The following is a 26,394-nucleotide window of genomic DNA, read 5'->3' on the forward strand; positions in this document are numbered from 1 at the left end:
GGCGAGCTAGCGACCCGTCGACTCCGACGCGGCCAGTGGGCCCTTCGCCGCGGTCGCAACCCGCTCGTTCACGGGCGTTGCGTCGAGGCTTTGATCCGATCGTTCCGGAAGTGTCAGCGCTGCCCAGGCGCTGACGGCAGCGATGAGCACGAGGAACAACGCGATCGGCCAGGTCGCACCGCCTGCTGCGGCGAGCAGCGATACCGCGATGAGTGGGGAGAATCCGGATCCGATCGTCTGTGCCAGCTGGTAGCTGGTCGAGACGCCGGTGTACCGCATGTCTGTGCTGAACAGTTCGGTGAGCATGACCGGTGCGACGCCGACGACCGCTGTCATGACGAATGCGATGTAGGCGGCGATGCAGGCCACGAGAAGTGTGGAGTTGCCGAGTCCGATGACATAGAAGATCGGATAGGCCAGTACCCCGGTGGAGACGATGCCGCCCAGGACGACAGGCCGTCGTCCGATTCGATCGGAGAGAGCGGCGTAGAGCGGCGTGGTGAAGATACTCGTCACGGTGCCGATGAGCACCGCTGTCAGAGCTGCTGCGCGCGAGTATCCGATCGTGGGTGCGTAGGAAATGACGAAGATGGCGAAAACGCCCATGCCGCAGTAGGGCCCGACCTGGAACAGCACCGACTTCAAGAGCACAGCGGGATTGGAGCGGAGGAGCGCCACGATCGGCGTGCCTTTGGGTGGAGACTGCACCGCGCGATTTGCCAAGAAGACTGGGCTTTCCTTGATGCGGGCCCGGAAGTACATGCCCAGCGCAAGCAGGGCGAAGCTGAACAGGAAGGGAACCCGCCAGCCCCAGCTGAGCATCTGATCCTCGGGGAGCGATGCCACCCACAGCATGGCCGCGGTCGCGAGGACCGAACCGGTGGGTGCGCCCATCGCTGCCGCACTGGTGGCAAGCCCTCGCTTGCCGGTCTTGGCGTGCTCGGAGACCATGAGGACGGCACCGCCGTATTCGCCACCGACTGCTAGGCCCTGGACCAGCCTCATGAGGACGAGTAGCAGCGGTGCCGCTGCGCCGATCTGGTCGTAGGTGGGTAGCACCCCGATGAATCCGCTGCTCAAGCCCATGGCGATCATCGTCACGAGCATGACGTTCTTGCGTCCGAGGCGATCGCCGAAGTGTCCGAAGACGATGGCGCCGACGAACCTGGCAGCGTAGCCGGCGGCCAGCGTGGACAACGAGACGATCGTGCCGACGACGGGGCTCAGATTCGAGAAGAACACGCTGTTGAACACCAGTGCGGCTGCTGTTCCGTAGAGGAGAAAGTCGTAGTACTCGATGGTGGTCCCGAGATAGCTGGACAATGCAACGCGGCGTACTTCTGCCGGCGATCGATGGGATGTGCCAGTGGTCATGGCCGTCCTTTCCGGAGGGCTGAATCGGCGGAGGGTCGTCTCTGCGGCTGGTGAGTGACGCGCCTCACAGTTGGGCGCTGCTCGCACGCTACATCACATTCAAAATTGAATGCAATAGCCGAGAGGGAATTGATTGGGATCTTGCATTCAATATTGAATGCAGAGTATCGTCTGGATCACACCAGCCCATGATCGCCATTTCCGAACAAGGACTTCCATGGTTGCCTCTTCAGAATTCCGGTCGACCTCGATCGACCAAAGCCCTTCCGCTGCAACAGTGCACGAGGCAGCCGGACGAATAGGCGCGTTGCCGGCGCGTCTGCGACCGGCATACCCCTCCGCCGCCGTATTCGGCCCGGCGTTCACCGTCCTGTGCCCCGTCGGCGACAACCTGTGGTTGCACCGCGCAGTCGCCGCAGCCGATCCCGGTGACGTGCTCGTCGTAGCGCCGACCTCTGACGAGGAGTACGGCTACTGGGGCGAGATCCTCAGTGAAGCCGCTGTGGCGCGCGGATTGGGCGGCCTCGTCCTCGACGGTGGTGTGCGCGACCTCGATGCACTCGAACGTGTGGGTCTCCCGGTGTTCTCCTCGTCCATCTGCATCAGAGGAACGGTCAAGGATCCCGACGGTACCGGCCGGCTCGGTGGGCCCGTCCGAATCGGCGACGTTCGCATCGAGCCAGGTGACCGAATCGTCGGTGACTCGGACGGCGTGGTGGCCATACCGCAGCAGCAATGGCGCGAGGTCGCCGAATCCGCACGCGAACGCGACGACAAAGAAGCCGGAATCATCTCCCGAATCCGTTCCGGTGCATCGACACTCGACCTGTACTCGCTTCCCAGCCGAAACGAAAGATGAATGACATGAGCACGATCGTTGCCGTGGCAGGCACCTCCCATAGTCCGATGCTCGGCATGGAGCCCGAACGAATGTGGCGCCTACGCGCCGAGAGCGACGCCGACAACAGCTACGAGCTCTTCGACAAGAAGGGTGAGCTCAAGGATTTCGACGAACTGGTCGCCGCTGCGGACGGACGATACGACGACGAGCTGACCCCTGAAATCTGGAACACCAAGTACACCAGCGCACTTGGTTGCGTGGATCGCCTCCGCGACGAACTGATCGAGCTGAACCCGGATCTGCTCATCGTGATCGGTGACGATCAGGAGGAACTGTTCACCCCACGCAATCAGCCCGCGATCGCGGTGTACTACGGCGAGAAAATCGAAACGCACAAGCCCATCGACATGGGTAGCGCCTTGCTCAGCGAGGTCCAACACAACCTGGGAATGGACGGCAAGATCTACCCCGCCCACCCGACCGCTGCCCTGCACATCATCTCCGAACTCGTCTCCCAGGAGTTCGACATCGCGACCAGTTCGGAGACCGAAACCGAGGGCGGGTTCGGCCACGCCTTCGCCTGGGTGGTCGGGCGGATGCTCGAGAGCGTCACCATCCCCATGGTGCCTGTCCTGATCAACACGTACTACCCGCCGAACCAACCGTCCCCAGGGCGTTGCTACGACCTCGGTCGCGCAATCGCCGCCGCAGTCGACTCGCTCCCCGGCGATCTTCGTGTCGCGGTCATCGCCTCGGGCGGCCTGAGTCATTTCGTCGTCAACGACGATCTCGATCAGCAGATTCTCGAGGCCATGCGTACCCACGACGAGACCACCCTGCGCACTCTGCCGGTGGAGCAACTCGATTCCGGTACCTCCGAGGTGCGCAACTGGATCGCCGCGGCGGGAGCAGGGGAGAAGCTCGAACATCGCTGGAGCGAGTACATTCCAGCCTGGCGGACACCCGCTGGAACCGGAGTCGGACTGGCCTTCGGGTTGTGGACATGAGCGCGTTCGAGCGTCTGGCGGCCCTCGATGCCTGCGCAGTCTCCGACGCGCTCGACTCGCTCGGACTGCCTGGTGCGGCACTGGGTCTGCACGGCATCTCGGGTGGTCGGCGCATCGCCGGCGAAACGGTCACCGTCGACCTCGTCGATGCGCACAGCGTCGAGGTACGCAGCGGTGCGGTCGCGCCGCGGCACCTGTGTACCGCGGCCGTCGATGCCTCCGGACCGGGTCGGGTCATCGTCGTCGCGCACCACGGCCGCACCCATGTGGCCGGGTGGGGTGGGGTTCTTTCTGCCGGCGCGGTGGCACGCGGCGCCGAAGGCGTGATCGTAGACGGAGCTGTACGCGATCTCGACGAGGCGCGTGAGTTCGATCTGGCCGTCTACGCGGCGACGTCGGTACCGGTCACCGCACGCACACGCATCAGTGAGCGGGACTGGAATGTCCCCGTCCAGATCGCCGGCGTCGCAGTCGATCCAGGCGATTACGTCATCGCCGATGGCAGTGGCGTCGTATTCGTTCCGAGGAATCGGATCGAGGAGGTACTCGGCATCGCCGAGAGGATTGCCGACAAAGAGGCACAGATGCTGGTGCGCGTGCGCGCCGGTGAATCCATGGCGTCAGTGATGAGCGCCGACTACGAAACCATGTTGAACCGGGAGTGACGGCACATGACAGATCAGGCACGAATATCGGAAGAACTGTCGACCCTCGACACCAGCCACCTCAGTGACGCACTGGACAAACTGGGGCTCAACGGGCAGTGCGCCGGACTGCTCCCGCTCGATCGATCCGTTCGACTAGTCGGGCGCGCCTTCACCGTTCGCTACGTTCCGGTCGGTGACGACGGCGGAACCGTCGGTGACTACATCGACGACCTCGACCCAGGAACCGTCGTCGTGCTCGACAATGCCGGTCGCCTCGACACCACGGTGTGGGGTGATCTGCTCACTGCTACCGCCGCCCACCGCGGCATCTCGGGCACGGTGATCGACGGGGTCTGCCGCGACTCCGACTGTGCAGTGGATCTGAACTACCCGTTGTTCAGTCGGTCCCGCTGGATGCGTACCGGCAAGGACCGAGTGCGTGTCGACGGGTACAACCTGCCTGTCTCGGTCGGTGGCGTGCGCGTGGAACAGGGCGACTGGCTTGTCGGCGACGCCGACGGTGTGGTGTCCATGCCGGTCGGGCGGATCGAGGAGGTCATCGACATCGCCTCCGGCATCCGAGACACCGAGGACAGGATCAGATCCGCCGTCCGCGCAGGCCAGAGCCTGGTCGAGGCAAGACGCGAACACGGGTACCACGCGTTGCAGACACGGCAGAGGAGCTGACGATGTCCGAGGACATTCTCGATGTGGCAGTGGTGGGTGCCGGCCCCGCGGGCCTGACCGCCGCGATACAGCTGGCGCAACTCGGCGTCGACGTCACAGTGTTCGAACGGCGCGCCACGACCACACACCTACCGCGAGCTCATCTGCTCAATCAGCGCACCATGGAGATCTTCGACGCCATGGGCTTCGCCGAGGCCGTGTACGAGCTCTCCCCGCCGGAGGACCGGTGGCATCGGGTCGGGTGGTACACCTCGTTCGCCGGAGATCGCGCGGGCCAGGGCCGCGAGATCGGCCACATTCATGCGTGGGGTGGTGGCCCGGACCGCGAGCGATACGACGCGGCGAGCCCCAATCGATACGCGAACGTTCCGCAGATGCGGCTCGATCCACTGCTGCGCGAACACGCCGACAAGTGGTGCCCCGGCCGAGTTCACTACGGCCACGAGGTCGTCGATCTGCGCCAACGCGAGCACCACGTGGAACTGGATGTGCGCAATCTCGACGAGGACGCCGTTCGGACAGTGCGGGCCCGGTACGTGATCGCCGCGGACGGAGGACGAGTGTGTTCGCGTCTGCTGGGCGTTGCGATGGAAGGTCCGACGAAGCTGCTGGACATGGTGAGCATGCATGTCTCCGTCGACCTCTCCTCGTACATCGCCGACGACGAGGTGCTGCTCTACTACTTCGTCGACCCCCACGGCAAGGGATCTTTCCGCGGAAGTATCTGCGCCATGGGTCCCGACAAGTGGGGCGGCGACTCTCCCGAGTGGGCATTCCATCAGGCTTTCGCGTGGGGTGACCCCGCAGCGAAGGACACCGACACGCTCGCCGCCCGCGTCCGGGACATGCTGGGCATCCCCGACCTCGAGTTCGAGGTGCACGCCATCAGCCACTGGGAGTTCGAGGGAGTCACCGCCGCCCGCTACCGGGAGGGCAACGTCTTCCTCACCGGGAACGCCGCGCACCGGCACCCGCCGACCGGCGGGCTCGGCCTCAACACCGCAGTCCAGGACGCCGACAACCTCGCGTGGAAACTGCATCAGGTGCTGATCGGTCAGGCCGGTGACGACCTGCTCGACACCTACGATTCCGAGCGTCGCCCGGTGGGGCTGTTCAATGTTCGGCATTCGCTCGAGAACGCCGGCGGACACCGACGCGTCGCAGCGGCAGTCGGATTGACGCCGGAAGCCACCGTCGACGAGGGCTGGCGGGCCATCGAGGCCTGGCTCGCCCCGGGGCCGGACGGCGACGAGCGTCGCGCGAAGGTCGCCGAGGCGGTGGCCTCCAACGCGGACGACTACGGCCAACTCAACGTCGAACTCGGGTTCGCCTACACGGACGGAGCCGTGGTTTCGGACGGAACTGCGCCGCCGAGCACCCACCACGAACTGCGGGAGTACACCCCGACGACCAGACCGGGCCACCACCTGCCGCATGCCTGGGTCGATCGTGACGGCGTGCGGACATCCACTCTTGCGCTGATCGACAGGTCGCAGATGACACTTCTCGTGGATCCGCGGCACGCCCAGGACTGGGACGATGCTGTTGCCGCAGAGAGGCTTCCGATTCGAATCGTTGCTGTAGACCCCGGCGGCGAAACCCCGGAACCTGGGTGGACGCTGTTGCGCGAGGTCGAGCCGAGTGGCGCGATTCTCGTGCGACCGGATCGCCACGTCGCCTGGCGGGCGATGTCACTACCCGACAATCCAGGAGCCGAGCTCGCCGCCGTGCTCCAGACGCTGTACCGGAAGGAAGGTGTGCTCACATGACCGCAACCGATGTGTACCCGGACATCGCCATGCAGACCGACGATATCGTCTCCGCTCGGCGACACTCGGTGGCCGATATCCTGCACCGAACCGCGCGGCGGTTCCCGGCCAAGATCGCGCTGGTCGGTATCGACCGAACCCTGAACTATCAGGAACTCGACGAGGCAGCGGATGCGGTCGCTGCCGCGCTGTACCGCCGCGGAATTCGGCGCGGCGACCGGTTGGCGCTACTGTCCCGCAACAGTTGGCAGTTCGTCGTCCTCACCTACGCGACCGCACGCGCGGGCATCATTGCCGTCCCGATCAATTTCATGCTCACCGCAGACGAGATCGCCTACATCCTGGGCAACAGCGAGGCCGCAGCGTTCGTCACCGAACCGGCATTCCTGCCCGTCGCCGAGCGGGCGCTGCAATCCTACGGCAGGCCGATGACCGCCAGGGCCGTCGTCGGCTCGGCCAACTCCGCTGATTGGGAGGACTTCTCGGACTGGCTCTTCGGCGAGGGGAGCGCACCGGAGGTCATCGTCGGGGACGACGATCCAGTCCGGATCATGTACACCTCCGGTACCGAATCGCGCCCTAAAGGTGCTCTGCTGTCCAACAAGGCGCTGATCGCGCAGTACACCAGCTGCATTGTCGACGGCGGTATGACCGGCGACGACGTCGATCTTCACACGCTGCCGCTCTACCACTGCGCACAGCTGGACTGCTTCCTCGGACCGGACGTGTATCTGGGCGCAACGAGCATCGTGCTGCCCGCCCCTGACCCGAGCGCGATTCTCGCTGCGATCGAATCACACGGAGTGAGGAAGTTCTTTGCACCACCCACGGTGTGGATCTCGCTGCTTCGCTCGACCAAATTCGACTCCACCGATCTGTCCTCGCTGCGGAAGGGGTACTACGGCGCGTCGGCGATGCCGATCGAAGTGCTGCGTGAGATCCGTGATCGCCTGCCCGCGGTGCGCCTGTGGAACTTCTATGGTCAGACCGAGTTAGCGCCTGTAGCAACAATTCTCGGACCCGAGGATCAGGAGGATCACCCGGGCTCGGCCGGTCGCCCGGTGCTCAACGTCGATACCGTCGTCCTCGGTGAGGACAATGCTCCGCTGCCGGTAGGTGAGGTGGGCGAGATCGCCCACCGCAGCCCTCAGGCCACACTCGGTTACTGGCGGGACCCGGTGCGCACCGCCGAGGCGTTCCGCGGCGGTTGGTTCCACTCGGGCGATCTCGGATACTTCGATACCGAGGGACGGTTGACCGTCGTGGACCGCAAGAAGGACATGATCAAGACCGGCGGTGAGAACGTCGCCAGCCGCGAGGTCGAAGAAGCGATCTACCTCCACCCGGCCGTCGCCGAGGTCGCGGTCTTCGCGATACCGCATCCCAAGTGGGTCGAATCGGTGTGTGCCGTCGTGGTTCCCAAGCCCGGCGCCGAACTCGACGAACAGAGTGTGCGGTCGCACTGCGCGAACCGGCTGGCCGGGTTCAAGATCCCCAAACACGTTGTCGTAGCCGAGTCTCTGCCCAAGAACCCGAGCGGCAAGATCCTCAAACGCGACCTGCGAAACTCGTTCGCCGCACTGGCAAGCAAGGAGAAATAGCCCATGCCTCGTCGTTCCATCGAAGTGCCGGGACTGCACCACGGCAAGGCCCCAATCCCGCAGGCATCTCTCGTCGGACCGCTGTTGACCTCGAGTGGGATCAACGGCCTGGACCCGGTCAGCGGTACCGTGCCGGACTCCGTCGAGGAGCAGGTTGCACTCATATTCGCCAACATCGTGCGCATCCTCGACGTTGCGGGCGGCGCCACCGAGGACATCGCGAAGTGCACCTTCTTCGTTCGCGAGCGCGCGGCGCGCGCAGCCATCGACCCCCATTGGGTCGAGATGTTTCCCGACGCAGCCAGCCGACCGGCCCGTCACACGCTCGAATACGCACTCGCGGACCCGCTACGCGTGCAATGCGAGCTGATCGCCTACCTGGCCGAGACCTGAGCCTCGGCCCATCCGACATCCGAACTCGAGACACCCGAGGTACCCATGATCATCGATGCCCACGCCCACGTCGTCGCACCCGACGGCCTCTACGCATTCCGCGCGAACCTGATGGCCGACGGGGGATATTTCATCGGCCAGCCCAAGATCACCGAGGAATCATTGGCTGCCTGCGCGCAGAGCAATGTCGAGACGATGGACGCGGTCGGAACCGACGTCCAGATACTCTCGCCGCGTCCGTATTACCAGGGCCACTCCATGAAGCCCACCCGATTGGTCGACGCCTGGATTCGCGCGAACAACGACGTCATCGCTCGTACGGTCGAGCTGCACCCCACACGGTTCGCGGGAGTCGCAGGACTTCCGATCACCCCCGGCGAGCCGGTCGATCGGGCATTCCCGGAACTCCGCCGCGCGGTGGAGGAGCTGGGATTCGTCGGCGTCATGGTCAACCCCGATCCGTACGAGGGAACGGGCACCGGTCCGGCGCTCGGCGATCCGTACTGGTACCCGCTGTTCGAGCAGTTGGTAGAACTCGACGTTCCCATGCAGGTGCATTCAGCGGGCTGCTACAGCGGCCGTGAAACCTACAGCGAACACTTCATCACCGAGGAGTCGATCGCGATTCTGTCGATGATCCGCGGGAAGGTCTTCGATCGCTTCCCGACGTTGAACGTGATGATCTCGCACGGTGGTGGCTCGGTGCCGTATCAGCTCGGCCGTTGGCAAGCCGAACACCTGCATCCGGCACTCGGCGGTGACCCGCAGGCCCCTCGTTTCGAGGACAAACTGAAGAACTTCTACTTCGACACCGTGCTGCACTATCCCCGTGCCCTGGCGCTGCTGTTGGAAACAGTCGGCTCCGATCGAGTCCTGTTCGGAACCGAGCGGCCAGGTAGTGGATCGACCGACAATCCCGAGAGCGGACGTCCTTTCGACGATCTCAAACCGGTTATCGAGGGATTCGACTTTCTGGACGAGTCCGACCGCAGGGCTGTTTTCGAGGAGAACGCCCGCCGGGTCTTCCCGCGCCTGAAGTTCTGACCCAGCACCGAGGTGGTCCAGGAAGCGGGACCGGACCACCTCGGTGTCGGGCGTCCATCGCGGCGGACACCGTGAGAAGATGGCCTTCACCTCGGACCAGAACGTGTAGGGAGGGACATGAGCACTCGGGTCGGTACCGAACGGATCATCGCCGAACTACGCAGACTCATTCTCCTCGGTGAACTTCTGCCCGGTGAGCAACTGCGGCAAGAACAGCTGTCCCAGCGGCTCGGTGTGAGCCGGGTGCCTTTGCGTGAGGCTTTTCTGGTGCTCGCCAATCAAGGACTGCTGGTGCATCGGCCGAACCAGGGGTTCGTGGTCGCGAAACGGACCGCTTTCGAGTTGGCCCAATTGCATACCCTGCACACCCTGCTCGAGACAGAACTGAACTCGACCATTCACTGGCCCGATGCGCAGGCACTCGCGCACCTACGCGAACTCAACGCCTCGATGGCCCAGAAGGCGGGCACCGATGAAGTGGTCGAGTTCATCGACCTCAATCACGAGTTCCACCGCTCGGTGTGGAAGCTCTCTCCGCAGAACATTCTGATCGCGGAGGTCGAGCGGGTGTGGGCGCTCTCCGATGCGTACTTCGCCAGCAACTATGCCTCCACGGAGCGGCGACGGTATGCCGTCGAGCATCACGCCGCCATCATCGAGGCTCTCGAGGCGAGGGACCTGCCTCTGTTTCAGAAAGTGTCGGCCCAGCACCGCGACGACACCCGCGGCGGAGCGGATGCCGCTCTCGCGCGCGGGCGTGGGTGACGCTGCCCCGGACTGCGCCTTTCGTCAGCGGCCGGGAATCCTATCCTGAGCTGCGGTTTCTTCGAGTTCGCGCATGATCTTCGCGACGGTGCGGTCACGGGTGAGCTTCCACGCGAGCACGGGATCGAGGATGCCGCGCAGCCAGAAGTACGGCAACCACACGGCCGGGGCAATGAGGCGTGCCCGTCGCGCGCACACGGAACGGACGAGCAATTCCGCAGCCCGGTCGCTGGAGAGGCGCCTGTTCAGCGGCCATGGCAGCAACTTGCCGATTCGCACACCGATTGGGTTCTCGTCGAGCGTTCCCCGTGCCAGTTCGGTGTCCACGACGCCGTAGTACGCGAGGCCGGCCGTGGCTCCGACTGCCGCCAACTCGATCCGGAGTGCACGTCCGAGCTGCTCGACGGCGGCTTTGCTCACCATGTACGGGGCGCCACCCATTCCCGGGGTGAACGCGGCGCAGGAGGACACGAGCATGATGTGACCGCCGCCTGCGACGATGTCGTCGGCGCAGGCGCGGACGGTGTTGAGCACTCCGCCGAAGTTCACTGCCATCACGGTGTCGAACACGTTGCGGTCGATGGTGCGGATGGTCGACGGCGGCGGGGTGATCCCAGCGTTGGCGATGACGATGTCGAGTGCGCCGAACTTCTCCACCGTTCTACGGACGCACTCCACCATCGCCTCGTAATCCGTGACGTCGGCCGAGAGGAGGAGAACACGCTCGGAGGTGAGGGTGTGCTCCGGGATGTCTCGATCGACGACCGCGACCGACGCGCCGGCGGCAAGTAACTTCTCCACCGTTGCGGCGCCGATTCCGCGGGCACCGCCCGTCACGAGCGCAATCTTGCCGGGCAACGAAATGTGTCCGCTCATGCGCGTGTCTCCGTCAGCGCCGGTTCCTCGTCCGAGGCGGGTGCGGTGACCTCATCGGATTCCACTGTGCTGCAGCGGTAGTGCCCGAGCTCGACCGTGGACATACGGTGCGTGAAATTGCGCACCGAGCCCGGCCAGTACGTGACGTTGCGCCCCGATGGACTGAGGTAGTAGCTGCTGCAACCGCCGGAGTTCCACACCGAACCCGCAAGCTTCTCGTCGGTGTATTCGTTGAACTCGGCCTGGGCCTCGCTGCTGACCTCTATTGTGGCAATGGACTTGGCGTCCATGACGCGCAGCGCCTCGAGTACGTAGTTCACCTGCGCCTCGATCGTGATGACCTGCGAGGTGTACACCACCGAGTTGGGGCCGAGAATCATGAAGAAGTTCGGAAAACCGTGCACGGTGGTGCCTCGGTATGACGACATTTCTCCCGACGGCCAGGCGTCTCGCAGTGACTTGCCGCCGCGTCCCTTGATGCGGGTGAAGCCCGAGTGCTTGGCGATGGTGAAGCCGGTTCCCAGCACGATCGTGTCGACCTCGTGCGTGCGTCCGTCGGTGGTGACGATCCCGTCGGGCACGATCCGGTCGATGCCGGTCGTCTCGACCGTGACGTTCTCCCGACACAGTGCGGGGTAGAACGCGTTGGAGAACGTGGGGCGCTTGCACCCGAAAGTGTATTGCGGGGTCAGCTTTTCGCGGAGAACCGGATCCTTGACCTGCCGCCGAAGGTGAACGCGTCCCAGTGCCGCAAGGGGAGCGAGCAGTGCACGGTGATTGATGAGCCCGGGCACCATGGCCTCTTGGAACAGGTCGAAAGTCCGGCGCATGGCCCGCTGCGCCAACGGGAATCGACGTAGAACCTGTTGACCAGATTCGGAGATCGGACGGTCGGGGTGGGGCAGGATCCAAGTCGGCGTGCGCTGAAACAGCGTCAGGTGCGCAGCTTCGGGGGCGAGCCGTGGCACGAACTGCACGGCGGAGGCCCCGGTGCCGATCACAGCCAGACGGCGGCCCTGCGCCGAATGCTCGTGGTCCCATTGGGCCGAATGGAAGACGCTCCCCGAGAAGCTGTCCAAACCGGCGATATCGGGTCGGGCCGGTTCGCTGAACGGCCCGAGAGCACCGATGAGCACGCGTGCCGACCATGTTCCCTTGGAGGTCGTCACCAGCCACCGCGACTGCGCGTCGTTCCAGCTCGCGTCCACTACCTCGTGGCCGAAGCGGATCCGGTCGCGGATACCGAACTTGTCGGCGCAGTCGTTGAGGTAGGCCTCGATCTCCGGCTGCAGTGGGTAGAGCCGGGTCCAGTCCGGATTCGGCGCGAAGGAAAACGAGTACAGCGCCGACGGAATATCGCACTGAGCACCGGGGTAGGTGTTCACGTGCCACGTTCCACCGACCGCGTCGTCACGTTCGAAGACGAGGAAGTCCTTGCGCCCCTCCTGCTGGAGTCGAATCGCGGCGCCGAGCCCGCCGAACCCGGCCCCGACGATCGCGACGTCGATCATCGGCACCACGGAATCGCCTTTGGCGGGGGAGGTACCCGGAATTGTTGCAGTCATGGAAATCGACTCCTTCTACAGATCGAGGACGACGACTTCGCCGTCGGCCGCCCCACGTGAGACGCACAGGGTGAGCGAGTTCTGTTTCTCGTCGACGCTGAGGACACGGTCGCGGTGGTCGACGCGACCCTCCACCAGTCCGACCACACATGCTCCACAGAAGCCCTGCCGACACGAATAGGGCTGATCCGGCTTCGTCCGACGGAGCGCGTCGAGGGCAGTTTCCTGTGCCCCGACAGTGATCGTTTCTCCCGAACTAGCCAACTGCAGTGTGAACGGTTTGCCGTCCACGACGGGTGCGGGAGCGAAGAGTTCGGCGTGGAACTCGGCGATGGTGCTGGTCCGTCGCGCCTGGACGCGGAGCGCTGACGTCAGGGCCACCGGACCGCAGACATACATCGCGCTCGAACCGCTCGCGTAGCCGACTATCTCGGACAAAGAAGGTAACCCTTCGACATCGTCCGATTTGATGACGAGACGTCCGCGCGAGGAAAATGTCAGTCGCTCGAGTTCGGCGACGAACGGCATACTCTCAACCGACCGCCCGTGGTAGTACAGGGTCCACCGGGCACCCTCGGCGGCGGCGCGTTCGATCATCGCTCGGATCGGGGTGATGCCGATTCCGGCCGCGACGAAGAGGTAGTGCTCGGCCTCGGCCATCGGAAAGGCGTTGCGTGGTCCGCGTACTCGAATGGAATCGCCGACCTCGAGGCTGTGGATCTCGTTCGAAGCCTTTCCACCGGGGATCTTGCGAACACTGATCTGGTAGTGATCTTCTCTGCCGGGTCGCCCGGTGAGTGAGTACTGTCGCTCGGTTCCCGCAGGCGTGGTGACGTCGATGTGGGCGCCGGGTAGCCAGGACGGGAGGGGCGCATTGTCGCGGCGACGCAACACGAGCGAGCGAACGTCCTCGGCCTCGTCGGTGATCTCTTCGATGACGGTGTCGAACTCGTACCCGATCCCCCGGCGCGGTCGCGCCGGCGACATTGCAGTCACGAGTGGCGTTTCGGCGACCAGCTTGGCGTAGACCCGAGATGCGGCCCCGATGGCGCGCAGGCCGATGCCGGGTGCCGTCACTGTGATATCGCCGAGGTGGGTGCGGGTCTCGACCGAGATGGGCTTGTGGGTGGTGCCGTCGATTGTCATTGCTGCGCAGCCAGTGCCGCTGGAGACTTCGCCAGGTATTGCACAGCTTTGTCGATATCGCCCATCGAGGATGGGTGGAATCCTGGACGGATGTAGAGCGCGAGCTGGACGAACAGGAACGACAGTCCCGGGATGAGGTGCTTGTGCGAGGCTCTCGCGAAGGCGAGGGGCCACGGCGTGCGCAGTTTTCGCTTCATCCACTTACCCGCGGGCCGAGGTGTGGCCACCGAGTTCTTGTACAGGTAGGCGGCGGTGGTGAACCACAGCACGGCCAATCCGCCGCTGGCAATTACCGCAGTTCGCGCACGTCGGAAGCTGCCGCCGTCCACGTACTGAAAGGCGTCGAAGGCGACGTTGCGGTGCTCGAGTTCCTCGGCGCCATGCCAGCGCAGTAGGTCGAGCATGGTCGGGTTGACGCCCATCCGATCGAACTCGTTGTTGTCGAGCAGCCACTCGCCGACCACGGCCGTGAAATGCTCTGCGGCTGCGTAGATTCCGAGTCGCTCGTTCAGCCAGGCGCGGCCTGCCCGCCCGGTCAGACCGTGATCTCCGAACACGACGCCAACGGCGAAGCGGATCCGTCGCAGGATGGGTTCGATGTCCACGCCGTGTGAGGCGAGGTATTCGCGGAAGCTCTCGTGTGAGGATGCGTGGGTCGCTTCCTGGCCGACGAAGCCGATGACCTCCTCGTGCAACCTGCGGTCGTCGATGAGGGGGAGTGCGCTGGCGAAGACGTCGGCCATCGCACGTTCTCCCTCGGGGAGAACCAGGTGCATCACGTTCCAGAAGTGCGTGGCGTACCACTCACCCGGAATGTACTGGAGGGGGACATCCGTCCAGTCGAACTTCACGGCCCGCGCCACGATGGCGTAGGACTCGTTTTCGTAGGGGGTACCCGAGGTCTGGCCTGTGGCGGGTGGTCGGTTCGGGTCGACCGGCGTGATTCGAGGCATCCGAACTCCGTTCTTTGCGAATGGTGAAGCTGAGGTTGGACCAATGTTACATAGCAACATATAATGTTGCAATGTTGCATTCGCCGCCCCGCTATCATCGTTCGATGCATCCCGACGACGATCCGATACTCGACGCCGCCTTCGAGCTCTTCGGTGAAGTCGGGATCGCGCGCACGACCATCGGCGACGTGGCGAAGCGAGCCAGAATCAATCGGGTGACCGTCTATCGGCGCATCGGGTCGAAGGACGAGCTGATCCGGGCTCTCATGACAAGGGAGTCATCGAGGTTGCTGGCCTCGGTGTCCACCGCGGCATCGCAGCAGAGCACACGTGCCGACCGCACGGCGCACGGATTCGCGACCACGATCGACTCCGTGCGGACCAATCCGGTGCTGCTGGAAATGTTCGCTTCCGAGAGTCCGGTCGTGCTCGAGCAGCTGACCATCAACGCCTCCGCACTGCTGGCGCCGGCGATCGCGGCGGCCACGGTCATCGCCGGCGGGGAGGCGGGCTTCGGGGGCTTCGCTATACCCGACGCGCCGGAGATCGTCGTACGTGTCGTTCATTCCATCCTGCTGACACCCTCGGCAGGAGCACCTCTCGACACGTACGACGATCTTCTTGCGTTCGCGCGCCGCAACATCGTTCCGCTGCTGGCCAGTGCGGCACCCTCGATCAGCGACGGTGGCGAAGGCTGAGCGCGCGATCGATCAGCGGCATGACCCATCGGCGGCGCTTCAGAGTGACCAGTTCGAACCCGGGAATGCCGAAGAGCTTTCTGACGCGACCGCGTGTTCGACAGAATTCAGCGAATCCCTCGTCACCGTGCACGCGCCCGAACCCGCTGGCACCGACACCGCCCATCGGAACGGCACCCATACCGGCGAAGGCGATCACGGAGTTCACGGTCACCTGACCGCACACCAGTCGTTCCGCGATTTCGGAACCGTGGTGGCGGGAGAAGACCGACGCCCCCAACGCGTAGCGGTGGTCGTTCGACAGCGCGATGGCCTCGTCGAGGTCGGCGACCTCGCGCACGGTGACCGTCGGGCCGAACGTTTCCTCCCGTACCGCAGAGCAATCCTCGGGGGTCTCCACCAGTACGGTCGGACCCACGAATCGCGAACCGATCGAATGCACTCCGCCGACCAGCGCGCGGCCACCGGAATCGGCGGCATCGGTGAGATGCCGTCGGACGATCTCGATCTGTGACGGCATCGTCATCGGTCCATATGTGGCCGAACCGTGGACACCGGGTTCGATGCCGCGTGCGTGCGCAACGAGCGCGGCGGTGAACTCGGCGGCAACGCTGTGCTCGACGTACACCCGTTCGACGCCGACGCAGGTCTGGCCACCGTTGGTGAAGGCGCCCCAGGCAACGGCCTCGGCCGCCGCCGCGATATCGGCATCCGCCGCCACGACGACCGGATCCTTGCCGCCGCACTCCATCACCACCGGTGTGAGAGTCTCGGCGCACGTCGCCATGATCTTCGATCCGGTTCGACTCGAACCGGTGAACGCGATCTTGTCGACCCCAGCCCTGCACAGCGCAGCACCGGTTTCACCGAAACCGGTCACCAGCGACAGCACGCCAGCGGGTAGTTCCGGATTGGCGTCGCTGAAGGCCTTGACGTACCTGGCCCCGACCGCCGGGGTGTACTCGCTGGGCTTGAAGACAACGCAGTTGCCGGCAGCAAGTGCTGCCGAGATCGCGCTGTTGGGCGCGTAGAGCGGGTAGTTCCACGGCCCGATGACTCCGACCACACCGAGGGCGACCTTGTCGACCAGCGCCGAGTAGTTCGCCAACAGGAAGCCGGGGTTGACCCGACGCGTGCGCAGCAACCGAGGTGCGTGCTTTTCGGCCCAGGCGATGTGCTCGAGGGTGAGCACGATCTCGAGCAGCGCATCGTCGGCGGGCTTGCCGTTCTCCCGGTGGATCAGATCCACGAATTCGGCACGTCGAGACCAAATCTCGTGCCGCCAGGCTTTCAGATGCTGCGCGCGGGTGCGGGGTGGCATCGACGACCACGTGTGCTGAGCGCTTCGTGCAGTGCTGAGCACACCCGCGACGGTTTCCGCCGAGTCGACGGTGAATGTGGCGATGAATTCGTCATCCGCCGGTGCGAGCGAATCGAACTTGGTTGCCGATGCCTCCGCAGTCACTGTGGGATACCGAGCCCGTCTTTCGAGTCCTGCGCTTCGTAGGCATCACGAAGGTCGCGCTTGAGGATCTTGCCGGCGCCACTCATCGGCAGTGCGGGCAGGAACTCGAAGGTGCGCGGCGCCTTGTATCCGGCGACGTAGGTCCGGGTGTGCTCGCGCAGCTCCTCGGCCGTGGGTGAGGCACCCTCAGCGAGGACCACGCACGCGTGCACTCGCTCGCCCCATTCGCCGTCGGGTACACCGATCACTGCGCAGGCCAGCACCGCGGGGTGCCGGCTCAGTGCACTTTCCACCTCGGCGCTGTAGACGTTCTCGCCACCGGTGATGATCATGTCCTTGAGCCGGTCCACCACGAACAGGAACCCCTCGGGGTCGAGGTAGCCCACGTCTCCGGTGTGCATCCAGCCGTCGCGGATGGCGGCTGCGGTCTCCTCGGGCTTGTTCCAGTAGCCGACCATGACATGGCCTCCGCGCACACAGATCTCACCGACGGCACCGGTGGTCAGCTCCTCGCCGTCCGCTCCGACGATGCGGATTTCCGAGTGCGGGGCAGCGCGACCGGCCGAGCCGATGCGTGCTCCGACGTGGTGCTCGGGCCAGAGCAGGGATGCGACCGGGGCGAGTTCGGTCATGCCGTACGCCTGGGTGAGGCGTACACCCGGAAGACGTGCGAGGGTCCGTTCGAGGACTCCGGCCGAGATCGGCGATCCTCCGTACAGCACACGACTCATCGACGAGGTGTCGTACTCGGCCAGCGCGGGGTGATCGACGAGCATCTGAATCATGGTGGGCACGAGCAATACATCGGTGATGGAGTGTTTCGCGATCGCGCCGAGGACTGCGGTGGGTTCGAAGAACGGAATCATCACGTGCGTGCCACCGAGCATGACCTGTCCCACCCAAGCGGCGAGATCGGCGAGGTGGAACATCGGTGCGGCGTGCAGCAGGATGGAGTCGTCGTCGAGCAGCTGACCGGTGGCCACGGTGCCGAGGCCCGAGGTGATGAGGTTGGCGTGCGAGAGCATCACGCCCTTCGGGAATCCGGTGGTGCCGCCGGTGTAGAAGAGTCCGGCCAGCTCGCTTCCGCTGCGGCGCACATCGGGAATCGGCTCGTGATCGGCGACGAGCTTCTCGTAGGAGACCATGCCGGCGGGGGTCTCACCGTCACCGCAGTAGACGATCGATTCCAGTCCGGGACATGCATCGCGCAGGGCGGGGACCATCGCGCCGAAGGTGTCGTCGACGAGTAGTACCTTCGTGTCCGAGTCGTTGAGGGCGTATGCGACCTCAACGGGGGACCAGCGAATGTTGACGGGGTTGAGTACTGCATCCGCCCACGGCACCGCGAGCAGGTACTCGGCGTAGCGGTCGCTGTTGAACGCCAGCATCGCGACCCGGTCATCCTTGGCCACTCCAATCGACTGCAGGCCGGCGGCCAGCCGCGCGACTCGGTCGATCTGTTCGGCGAAGGTGCGCACGCGATCACCGAAAATCGTCGCGGACCGGTCCGGGGTGGTTGCTACGGATCGGTGGAGGCCTTGAGTCAAGTACATGGCGGATTCCCTTTTCGAGAGGAGACAGGTGATGCGCAGGGTGAATAAGGTCACAGTTCCATCTTGTTGGCGCAGTGTCAATAGCGCGGACACGGGCGAACTCGTGGACCGTGTGGTCGGTTCCAGGGGTGCGGAAACGTGAAAGAACGAGAGCCGCTACGGCTCTCGTTCTTCACGCATCCGTCATCGATCGGACGGTTGCGAGCACGGAGACCAGGGCATCGGTCAACAGCGTTTCGACCTGCTCGCGGGTGAGCGTGCCGCGGACGAGCCATTCTCGACCTGCCGCCTTCACCATCCCGCCGAATGCACGCACCGCGGACGCGGCAAGCAGGCGATCTGCGCCCGTGCCCTCGAACGCCGTCGCCTGCAGTACACGCTCGGCTGCAAGATCGTCCGCGTCGTCGAGAATCTGGGCGACCTGCTCGTCGACGCCGGATCCGCTCGCCATCGAGACCCACGCCGTACCGTGGGTCTCGATCACGCCGACCAGCCAGTGCACGCTGCCACGGGCCCGCTCCTCGAGCGAACCCGTGGGCAGGTGCACCTCTTCGAGTGGCGGGACCGTGACCAGGAACCGAACGCTCTCCAGATACAGGTCCCGTTTGCTCCCGATGTAGTGGTGGATCAGCCCACGGGCAACACCCGCGGATGCCGCCACCTCCGACATCGATACCTCTGTGTATGCCTTGTCACCGAACAACCGGACGGCGCTCGCAAGGATCTGTGTGCGGCGCTCGTCCGGCTCCAGTCGGTTCCATTTGGGGGTACTCGCAGCCGGCATGGTCCCCATGATGGCACCGCGCCGCGTCAGCGGTACTGCTCGGTGCGTGTACGCAGCGACTGCGGAACGCGGAACCGATCACCGTAGCGGGCTCGCAGTTCATCGGCTCGCGCCACGAACCCCTGCGGACCTCCCTCGAACTGACCGACGAACTGGAGTACGCCACCAGTCCAGGCGGGATATCCGATACCGAGAATCGATCCGATGTTCGCGTCTGCCACCGTGCGCAGCACACGCTCGTCGAGGCATGCGACCGAGTCGAGGGACTGCGCGATCAGCATGCGATCCATCATGTCTTCGAACGGAATTCCGTGATCCGGCCGGTGGTAGTGCTCGACGAGTCCGGGCCACAGTCCTGCCTTGGACCCGTCCTCGGCGTACTCGTAGAAACCCCGCCCGGCCTTGCGTCCAGCGCGATCGAACTCGTCGACCATGCGGTCGACCAGTGCGTAGGACTTCGAGTCGGTCCAAGGCCGGCCGTCGACGCGGGCGGCCTCTGCCATCCCCTCGCGGATGTGGCGCGAGAGGGTCAACGAGATCTCGTCCATCAAAGCCAGGGCCCCGGAGGGGTAGCCGGCCTGCAGTGCAGCCTGCTCGACAGTTGCCGGGTGCACGCCCTCGGCGACGAGCGAGATCGCCTCGTCCATGAAACGGCCGATGACTCTGGTGGTGAAGAACCCGTGACTGTCACCGACGACGATGGGTGTCTTGCCGATCAAGCGAACGAAGTCGAAGGCACGAGCCAGTGCCGAGTCGCTGGTGTGTTCTCCCACCACGATTTCCACCAGCGGCATCTTGTCCACAGGCGAGAAGAAGTGCGTACCGATGAAGTCCGAGGTGCGCGAGACTCCCTTCGACAGTTCGGTGATGGGCAGCGTCGAGGTGTTCGAGCACAGCAGTGCGTCGGCGGTCAGGTACTTGTCGACGGCCTCGAAGGCGCCCTGTTTGACGGCGGGGTCCTCGAACACTGCCTCGACGACGAGATCGCATCCCTCGGCGTCGGCCGGATCCGAACTCGGGGTGATGAGCGCCAGCACCGCGTCGGCGTCGGCCTGGGTCTTGCGGCCCTTCGCGACAGCCTTGCCGAGAATGGAACGAGCGTAGTCTTTTCCGCGCTCTGCAGACTCGACGGAGACATCGCGGAGCACGACGGGCACCTTTGCCGAGGCGACGACGTAGGCGATGGCAGCGCCCATCATCCCGGCACCGATCACCAGCACCTTCTCCGGCACGCGATGTGGCTCTGCGCTCGGACGGGATCCACCCTTGTTGATGGACCCGAGATCGAAGAACATCGACTGGATCAGATTTCCCGATACCGCGCCGCATGCGAGGGAGGTGCAGTGCCGGGTCTCCACCTGTGAGGCCGAGTCGAAGTCCAGGACGGACCCCTCCACTGCCGCCGCGACCACCGCGATGGGAGCGGGCATGGGCGCACCCTTGACCTGCTTGCGCACCGTTGCAGCGAAGGCAGGCAACTGCGCGGCCAATGCGGGCGAGGCCGCGGTCCCGCCGGGAATCTTGAATCCCTTTTTGTCCCAGGGCTGCACGGCCTCAGGATTGGCGACGATCCAGGCACGTGCGCTCGCCATCATCTCCTCGTGCGTATCGACGACCTCGTCGACGAGTCCGAGTTCGAGAGCCTTTGCCGGCCGATACCGCTGGCCCTGTCCGACCACCTGAGTCAGGGCTTTGACGATGCCGAACATGCGGACCGTCCTGGTGACTCCACCGGCCCCGGGCAGGAGCCCGAGCGTGACCTCGGGGAGTCCGAATCGAGTATTGCTCTTGTTCAACGAGATTCGATGATGGCATGCCAGCGCGATCTCGAAGCCGCCGCCGAGGGCGGTGCCGCCGAGCGCAGCCACGACGGGCTTGCCCAGCTTCTCGAGGCGACGGAACTTGTCCTTGGTGAAATCGAGGGCGTCGGCGATGGCCGCGTGCTCGGTCGGGCCGGCGTCGCGCAGCAGCTCGAGATCTCCGCCGGAGAAGAAGGAATCCTTCGCCGAGGTGATGATGACGCCGTCGTACGCGTCGCGGTTGGCCTCGAGCCAGTCGACCGTCTGCTCGAGCGACTGACCGAACGCAGTGTTCATGGTGTTGGTGGACTGTGTCGGATCGTCGATCGTCAGTACGAGTACTCGGTCGCTGCCGACCTCGCCGGTGATCGTGGGTGTCCGCACAGCAGCAGATGTGCTCATGGGTGTCCTTCGGGCGTCGTCATGGTGGGTGATCGAAAGTGATTGGGTCTAGAGGCGTTCGATGATGGTGGCGACGCCCATACCTGCACCGATGCACAGGGTGATCAGCGCGTATCGCTCGCCGCGACGTTCGAGCTCGTCGAGGGCCATTCCGGTGAGCATGGCACCGGTCGCACCGAGTGGGTGGCCCATTGCGATCGCGCCACCGTTGACGTTGATTCGGTCGTGGTCGATGTCCAGCTTCTTCGCGTAGTTCAGTACCACCGAGGCGAATGCCTCGTTCACCTCGAAAATGGCGATGTCATCGAGGGTGAGGCCGGCTGCTGCCAGCACCTTGTGGGTGGCTGGCACCGGACCGGTGAGCATCAGCGTCGGATCGGATCCGGCAACGACGCCGGCGACGACGCGTCCGCGCGGGGTCAGTCCACCTGCGCGACCGGCATCCTCGGACCCGACCAGGACCATCGCGGTGCCGTCGACGATGCCGGAAGAGTTGCCGGCATGGTGGACGTGTTCGATGCGCTCGACCTCGGTGTACTTCTGCATGGCGACGGCGTCGAATCCGGCGAGTTCACCGATCTGAGCGAAGGACGGCTTCAACCCAGCGAGATCGGCTGTCGTGGTGTGGGGACGCATGATCTCGTCGTGGTCGAGCATGAGTCGACCGTTCGCGTCGAACACCGGGATGACCGACTTCTCGAAGTAACCCATGGACCAGGCGTGTGCCGCACGCTGCTGGCTACGCACTGCGAAAGCGTCGACCTCATCGCGATCGAACCCCTCGATCGTCGCGATGAGGTCGGCGCTGACACCCTGCGGCACGAAGTAGCTGCCGTAGTTGGTCATCGGGTCACACGGCCACGCGCCGCCGTCCGCGCCCAACGGCACGCGCGACATCGATTCGACGCCGCCAGCGACGATGAGCTGGTCCCAGCCGGACCGAACACGCTGTGCCGCAGTGTTGACGGCCTCGAGACCGGATCCGCAGAACCGGTTCAGTTGGACCCCAGCCACGCTGTCCGGTAGGCCGGCGACCATGGCAACGGTCCTGGCGATATCGCATCCTTGGTCACCGACCGGGGTGACGACACCGAGAACGATGTCGTCGATCAGGGCCGGATCGAGTTGCGAGTTTCGTGAGAGCAGGGTGGACAACGTGCTCGCGGCCAGATCGACCGGTTTGATGGTGTGCAGCGAGCCGGAGCTCTTGCCGCGGCCGCGTGGGCTTCGGACCGCGTCGTACAGAAACGCCTCCATTGGGCGGTGCCTTTCTCGAAGGAGATACAGGGTTCGAAAGAACTACAGGGAACGGGAGATGAGGTCTTTCATGACCTCGTTGGCGCCGGCGTAGATGCGCGCGATGCGGCCGTCGACGAACATGCGGGCGATGGGGTATTCCTCCATGTAGCCGTAGCCACCGAACAGTTGCAGGCATCGGTCGACCACCTCGAACTGCCGGTCGGTCGTCCAGTACTTGACCATCGCGGCGGTCGTGACATCGAGCTCGCTGCGCACGTGCTTGGCCACGGCGTCGTCGACGAACGTGCGCACGACTCGGCCGATGGTGGAGCACTCGGCCAGCTCGAATTTGGTGTTCTGAAGATCGAACAGGGTCTTGCCGAACGCTGTCCGCGACTTGGTGTATTCCACGGTCTGCTCGACAGCGGCATCGATCATGGCCGCGGCCGCGATACCGCAGATGAGCCGTTCCTGCGGGAGCTGCTGCATCAGCTGGGAGAATCCGCGGCCTTCGCCGCTGCCCAGGATGTTGGCGGCGGGGATGCGCAGGCCGTCGAATGTCAGCTCGGCGGTGTCCTGGCCTTTCTGGCCGATCTTGTGCAGAACCCGTCCTCGGTGGAATCCCGGAGTGTCGTCGGATACCTCGGCAACGAGCAGGGACAGCCCGCGGGCACCCGCAGCCGGGTCCGTCTTCGCTGCGATGATGATGAGATCGCAGTGCGCTCCGTTGGAGATGAACGTCTTACCTCCGGTGACCACGTAGTCGTCGCCGTCGCGGACTGCTCGCGTGGTGATGCCCTGCAAGTCCGAGCCGGTACCAGGTTCGGTCATCGCTATCGCACCGATCCATTCACCGGAGCACAGTTTCGGCAGCCAACGCGCCCGGTTCTCCTCGGATGCGTACGCGAGGATGTAGTGCGGCACGATGCCGCTGTGCACGCCCAGCTGCATGGCGGAGTCTCCGGCGCGCACCTGCTCTTCGAACAGCACGGCCTCGTGGCGGAAGTCTCCGCCGCCGCCGCCGTATTCCTCGGGAACGGACATGCCGAGGAGTCCGAGGTCTCCGGCGCGACGGTAGACCTCGCGGCTCGGGCGTCCGGCGGCCGCGAAGGCCTCGCGGTGCGGGACGACGTCTTTCTCGAAGAATCCCCGGGCAAGAGCCCGCACGTCGGCAAGCTCGGTTTCCAGTTCCGCACTGGGGCGGTCTGCGATTGCGGTCATGGTGCGTCCTTGACTGTTCATCGGAATCTGAGCCTATTGGCGTCGTGCCAACAAACTGTGCCCGGCATCACGCGGTATGTCAACCATGGGGGGATGTCGGTACCGAAACAAAGGACGAAATGCCCTGTTTTCGGACGCAGGGGCGCCGTGACAATGGACAGGCATCCACCACTCGGATGCACCCGGACCGGGCAATGCATCTCGCAGGCGCGTCGGCCGTGTCGAAGACAGGGGAAAACAATGGTTTTGGCGAATCGTCAGAGGATCGTGGCAGGAGTCGACGGGTCGGACGCGAGTGCCTCCGCGGCGCGGTGGGCGGCGGCGATGGCCGCGCGACTGGGGTCTCCGCTGCACCTGGCCAGCGCGATTCGAGAACCGGCTGCCTACGTCGGCGAGCCGCTTCTGGCGATTCCTGCCGAGGTGTGGGAGGAGGAGCAGCGAACCGTAGAAGGGCTTCTCGACGGGCTGGCTGCATCGATCGGCAAGGCTCATCCGTCGCTCACGGTGACCACCAGCGTCGACCCCGCAGCGATGCCCGGACCGATGCTGATAGAGCTCTCGCACACTGCGCGGATGCTCGTGGTCGGTAATTCCGGTGCGGGACTGGTCAGCACGATTCTGCTCGGTAGTACCGCGAAGGCCGTGGCCGACAAAGCGGCCTGTCCGGTGGTCATCTGGCGTGAAGGAACCCAGGGCGCCGACGCTCCCATCACGGTGGGAGTCGACGGTGGTGCCACCGGCGAGATCGCGTTGGAGCGCGCCTTCGAGGTAGCCTCCCACTTCTCGGCACCGCTCGTTGCCGTCCACACGTGGAATGCCAGTGCGGCCCACGGGATCGTCGCCTTCCCCGAGTTCACCGACTGGGCGGGCGTCGAGCGTGAGGAAGCGGCTGTATTGGCCGAAAGCCTGGCCGGCTGGACCGACAAGTATCCCGACGTGGCCGTCGAGCGAGTGGTGCACCAAGGCAATGCCACCAAGACGCTCGTCGACCGGTCCGCTCGGTCACAACTCGTCGTCGTGGGCAGTCGCGGACGCGGAGTGCTGGCACGCACCTTCCTCGGATCGACGAGCAGCAACCTCGCGCACCACGCGCAGTGCCCCGTGATGATCTGCCGCGACGGTCAGTGATCGAGCTCAGAGGCCGGTAGACAGGTTTCGTCAGGTATCCGGATTCTCGTCGTTTGCGCGTGCCTCGATCCAGTCGAATGCCTCGTCGGTCAATCCGTCGCTGGGTTTGCCGGACCACCAGCGCGGATCCGGGGAGCCGCCGGTGGCCGCGGCGATGTCCTCGCCGACGGCTGCATCCAACGGCTCCCCATTGTGCTCGACGAGCCAGTCACGCGTTTCGCTGCTGAGCTTCGGCCACCACTGTTCGATGTTCACGCCCTCGATCATCGACCTTGGCCGAGCCGAGCACATCGGGGAATACCCTGATGTCGACGCCGCAGTCGCGAAATCGCCGCAACGCGCCGGCCGTGTAGACATCTCTGGCTCACTCCGGTGCCAATGCACCGGCCAATCCCCAACCCGCCACAGCTGCCCCGGCACGCTCACATAGACCGCGCAGAAGACAGATGCCGAAATGAGTCGCTACATCACACCCCGGGGCCGGGCGCCGAAGACGCCGATGATGGGTTTCCCAGCTCGAGCGGTTGGCAGGGCCATTCCTCTCGGTGGGTGGTAGTCGCCCTGGACTAGGCGGAGTGTTTTCGTCTCCGGTGGTAGCTGGGGATGGGTCGACGTTCGGGGTCGGTTTCGGTGGGTGGGATGGAGTGTGGGTGGCCGTCCTCGCCCATGGCGAGTTGCCAGTCGGTGTTGTGGATGTCGCGGTGGCATTCGGTGCAGAGGAGGGCGAGGTTGTTGAGATCTGTTGCGCCGCCGTCGTTCCAGTAGGTGACGTGGTGGATTTGGCACCATTGGGCTGGTCGTCCGCACATCACGCAGCAGCGGTCACGGATGATGACCGCTTGGCGTAGTGAGTTGGATGCGAGCCGGAAGCTTCGGCCGAGTGCGAGAGGCACGCCGTGGTGGTCCACGATGATCGGGGTGAGGTGGGCGTCGCAGGAGAGGTATTGGGCGAGGTGGCCGCTGATGGGCCCGGTCCAGTCCAGCCAGAACGGCCAGTCGCTGTCGCTTGGACCCGGTGGGGTGTTGCGCTGGGTTGCTGTGTGTCGGTGTGGGTTTTCGGCGTGGGCAGGTTTTTTCAGCAGGTCGGTGAGTGGGATGGTCAAGTTGACGTTGACTGCGCCGGATCCGGTGCCGGTCTGGGCGTGTAGGTAGCGCTCGAGGAGTTCGCTGAGCCCGTCGGCGTTGCGTCTGTCGGGTGTGCGGGGGTCGCGGGTGCCGTCGGGTGAGGGTGTGGGTGCGGTCAGCGGTGACAGGGCGGCTTTGAGTTTCTCGACGGTCAGTTTGTCGAGGTCTCCGTCGATTTTACTGCGGCCGTTGGCCAGTGGGTAGATGCCGAGTCGGTTGAGGGCGGTGTTCTCGGCGACCGGCAGCGGTGGTGGGCCGGGCGGCGGCACGGGTGTTTCCTCGTCGGACTTGCTGTTGGGCTTGCTGTGGGGT

At 64.8% G+C, this 26,394-nt stretch carries 24 protein-coding genes; 11 read left to right on the forward strand and 13 right to left on the reverse strand.

Translation table 11 applies throughout. The features are described from left to right. Positions 1-6: 6 nt before the first annotated feature. Positions 7-1,374 (reverse strand): MFS transporter, encoded by a 1,368-nt coding sequence (locus J1M86_RS04505; RefSeq protein WP_206508960.1) that lies wholly within the window; start codon positions 1,372-1,374, stop codon positions 7-9. 217 nt (positions 1,375-1,591) lie between these two features. On the opposite strand from J1M86_RS04505, the gene J1M86_RS04510 reads away from it, so the two are divergent. From J1M86_RS04510 to J1M86_RS04550, 9 genes are all read left to right on the forward strand, one after another. After that, positions 1,592-2,233 (forward strand): 4-carboxy-4-hydroxy-2-oxoadipate aldolase/oxaloacetate decarboxylase, encoded by a 642-nt coding sequence (locus J1M86_RS04510; protein WP_075838922.1) that lies wholly within the window; start codon positions 1,592-1,594, stop codon positions 2,231-2,233. Between the two features lie 5 nt (positions 2,234-2,238). After that, the gene (locus J1M86_RS04515; protein ID WP_206508961.1) at positions 2,239-3,222 is read left to right on the forward strand and encodes a hypothetical protein; all 984 of its coding nucleotides are present in this window, start codon (positions 2,239-2,241) and stop codon (positions 3,220-3,222) included. Next, positions 3,219-3,887 (forward strand): RraA family protein, encoded by a 669-nt coding sequence (locus J1M86_RS04520; protein ID WP_206508962.1) that lies wholly within the window; start codon positions 3,219-3,221, stop codon positions 3,885-3,887. Before J1M86_RS04515 ends, J1M86_RS04520 begins: the two co-directional genes overlap by 4 nt. A 6-nt stretch (positions 3,888-3,893) precedes the next feature. After that, positions 3,894-4,556, forward strand: coding sequence for an RraA family protein (locus tag J1M86_RS04525; protein WP_206508963.1), 663 nt, complete (start codon positions 3,894-3,896; stop codon positions 4,554-4,556). A gap of 2 nt (positions 4,557-4,558) precedes the next feature. Continuing rightward, positions 4,559-6,325: an FAD-dependent oxidoreductase gene (locus J1M86_RS04530; protein ID WP_206508964.1), complete on the forward strand. Its 1,767-nt coding sequence runs from the start codon at positions 4,559-4,561 to the stop codon at positions 6,323-6,325. After that, on the forward strand, positions 6,322-7,926 hold the full coding sequence (locus J1M86_RS04535; protein WP_241259544.1) for a fatty acyl-CoA synthetase: 1,605 nt from the start codon (positions 6,322-6,324) through the stop codon (positions 7,924-7,926). Before J1M86_RS04530 ends, J1M86_RS04535 begins: the two co-directional genes overlap by 4 nt. Positions 7,927-7,929: 3 nt before the next feature. Beyond that, positions 7,930-8,319 (forward strand): RidA family protein, encoded by a 390-nt coding sequence (locus J1M86_RS04540; RefSeq protein WP_075838927.1) that lies wholly within the window; start codon positions 7,930-7,932, stop codon positions 8,317-8,319. A gap of 45 nt (positions 8,320-8,364) precedes the next feature. Further along, complete coding sequence (locus tag J1M86_RS04545; protein ID WP_206508965.1) at positions 8,365-9,363, forward strand: amidohydrolase family protein; 999 nt, start codon at positions 8,365-8,367, stop codon at positions 9,361-9,363. Between the two features lie 117 nt (positions 9,364-9,480). After that, the gene (locus J1M86_RS04550) at positions 9,481-10,128 is read left to right on the forward strand and encodes a GntR family transcriptional regulator (RefSeq protein ID WP_075838928.1); all 648 of its coding nucleotides are present in this window, start codon (positions 9,481-9,483) and stop codon (positions 10,126-10,128) included. A gap of 24 nt (positions 10,129-10,152) precedes the next feature. On the opposite strand, the gene J1M86_RS04555 is transcribed toward J1M86_RS04550, so the two are convergent. The 4 genes from J1M86_RS04555 to J1M86_RS04570 are packed head-to-tail and all read right to left on the reverse strand — an operon-like array spanning position 10,153 to position 14,668. Continuing rightward, positions 10,153-11,004 (reverse strand): SDR family NAD(P)-dependent oxidoreductase, encoded by an 852-nt coding sequence (locus tag J1M86_RS04555; protein ID WP_075838929.1) that lies wholly within the window; start codon positions 11,002-11,004, stop codon positions 10,153-10,155. Then, positions 11,001-12,569: an NAD(P)/FAD-dependent oxidoreductase gene (locus tag J1M86_RS04560; RefSeq protein WP_206508966.1), complete on the reverse strand. Its 1,569-nt coding sequence runs from the start codon at positions 12,567-12,569 to the stop codon at positions 11,001-11,003. Before J1M86_RS04560 ends, J1M86_RS04555 begins: the two co-directional genes overlap by 4 nt. Before the next feature lie 15 nt (positions 12,570-12,584). Next, a complete protein-coding gene (locus J1M86_RS04565; protein ID WP_241259545.1) occupies positions 12,585-13,715 on the reverse strand; it encodes a PDR/VanB family oxidoreductase in 1,131 nt (376 codons plus the stop codon). Next, a complete protein-coding gene (locus J1M86_RS04570; RefSeq protein ID WP_241259546.1) occupies positions 13,712-14,668 on the reverse strand; it encodes a metal-dependent hydrolase in 957 nt (318 codons plus the stop codon). Before J1M86_RS04570 ends, J1M86_RS04565 begins: the two co-directional genes overlap by 4 nt. Positions 14,669-14,772: 104 nt before the next feature. Between J1M86_RS04570 and J1M86_RS04575 the strand changes: the two genes are divergently transcribed. Continuing rightward, positions 14,773-15,366 (forward strand): TetR/AcrR family transcriptional regulator, encoded by a 594-nt coding sequence (locus J1M86_RS04575; protein WP_206508967.1) that lies wholly within the window; start codon positions 14,773-14,775, stop codon positions 15,364-15,366. Here J1M86_RS04575 and J1M86_RS04580 read toward each other — a convergent pair. The 6 genes from J1M86_RS04580 to J1M86_RS04605 all read right to left on the reverse strand — a co-directional run bounded on the left by J1M86_RS04580 (position 15,344) and on the right by J1M86_RS04605 (position 23,829). Beyond that, positions 15,344-16,831, reverse strand: a complete 1,488-nt coding sequence (locus tag J1M86_RS04580) for an aldehyde dehydrogenase family protein (protein ID WP_206508968.1) — start codon at positions 16,829-16,831, stop codon at positions 15,344-15,346. The genes J1M86_RS04575 and J1M86_RS04580 overlap by 23 nt on opposite strands. Next, on the reverse strand, positions 16,828-18,384 hold the full coding sequence (locus tag J1M86_RS04585) for a long-chain-fatty-acid--CoA ligase (protein ID WP_206508969.1): 1,557 nt from the start codon (positions 18,382-18,384) through the stop codon (positions 16,828-16,830). Before J1M86_RS04585 ends, J1M86_RS04580 begins: the two co-directional genes overlap by 4 nt. Before the next feature lie 172 nt (positions 18,385-18,556). Continuing rightward, entirely contained in the window at positions 18,557-19,168 is a 612-nt protein-coding gene (locus J1M86_RS04590; protein WP_206508970.1) for a TetR/AcrR family transcriptional regulator, read from the reverse strand. A gap of 26 nt (positions 19,169-19,194) precedes the next feature. Continuing rightward, positions 19,195-21,369 carry a 3-hydroxyacyl-CoA dehydrogenase NAD-binding domain-containing protein gene (locus tag J1M86_RS04595; RefSeq protein ID WP_206508971.1) on the reverse strand — a complete coding sequence of 725 codons (2,175 nt, stop codon included), beginning with the start codon at positions 21,367-21,369 and terminating at the stop codon, positions 19,195-19,197. 48 nt (positions 21,370-21,417) lie between these two features. Then, positions 21,418-22,626, reverse strand: coding sequence for an acetyl-CoA C-acetyltransferase (locus tag J1M86_RS04600; RefSeq protein WP_206508972.1), 1,209 nt, complete (start codon positions 22,624-22,626; stop codon positions 21,418-21,420). A gap of 42 nt (positions 22,627-22,668) precedes the next feature. Then, positions 22,669-23,829 (reverse strand): acyl-CoA dehydrogenase family protein, encoded by a 1,161-nt coding sequence (locus tag J1M86_RS04605; protein WP_206508973.1) that lies wholly within the window; start codon positions 23,827-23,829, stop codon positions 22,669-22,671. Between the two features lie 240 nt (positions 23,830-24,069). On the opposite strand from J1M86_RS04605, the gene J1M86_RS04610 reads away from it, so the two are divergent. After that, complete coding sequence (locus tag J1M86_RS04610) at positions 24,070-24,957, forward strand: universal stress protein (RefSeq protein ID WP_206508974.1); 888 nt, start codon at positions 24,070-24,072, stop codon at positions 24,955-24,957. A 30-nt stretch (positions 24,958-24,987) separates the two neighbouring features. Here the strand turns inward: J1M86_RS04610 and J1M86_RS04615 are convergent, their stop codons facing one another. Next, positions 24,988-25,212: a hypothetical protein gene (locus J1M86_RS04615; RefSeq protein ID WP_241259547.1), complete on the reverse strand. Its 225-nt coding sequence runs from the start codon at positions 25,210-25,212 to the stop codon at positions 24,988-24,990. Positions 25,213-25,523: 311 nt separating this feature from the next. After that, positions 25,524-26,394: HNH endonuclease signature motif containing protein (locus tag J1M86_RS04620; RefSeq protein WP_206508976.1), on the reverse strand; the 871-nt coding region annotated here is incomplete at its 5' end.

The sequence above is a fragment of the Rhodococcus sp. KRD197 genome (assembly GCF_017168235.1).
Lineage (GTDB): Bacteria > Actinomycetota > Actinomycetes > Mycobacteriales > Mycobacteriaceae > Rhodococcoides.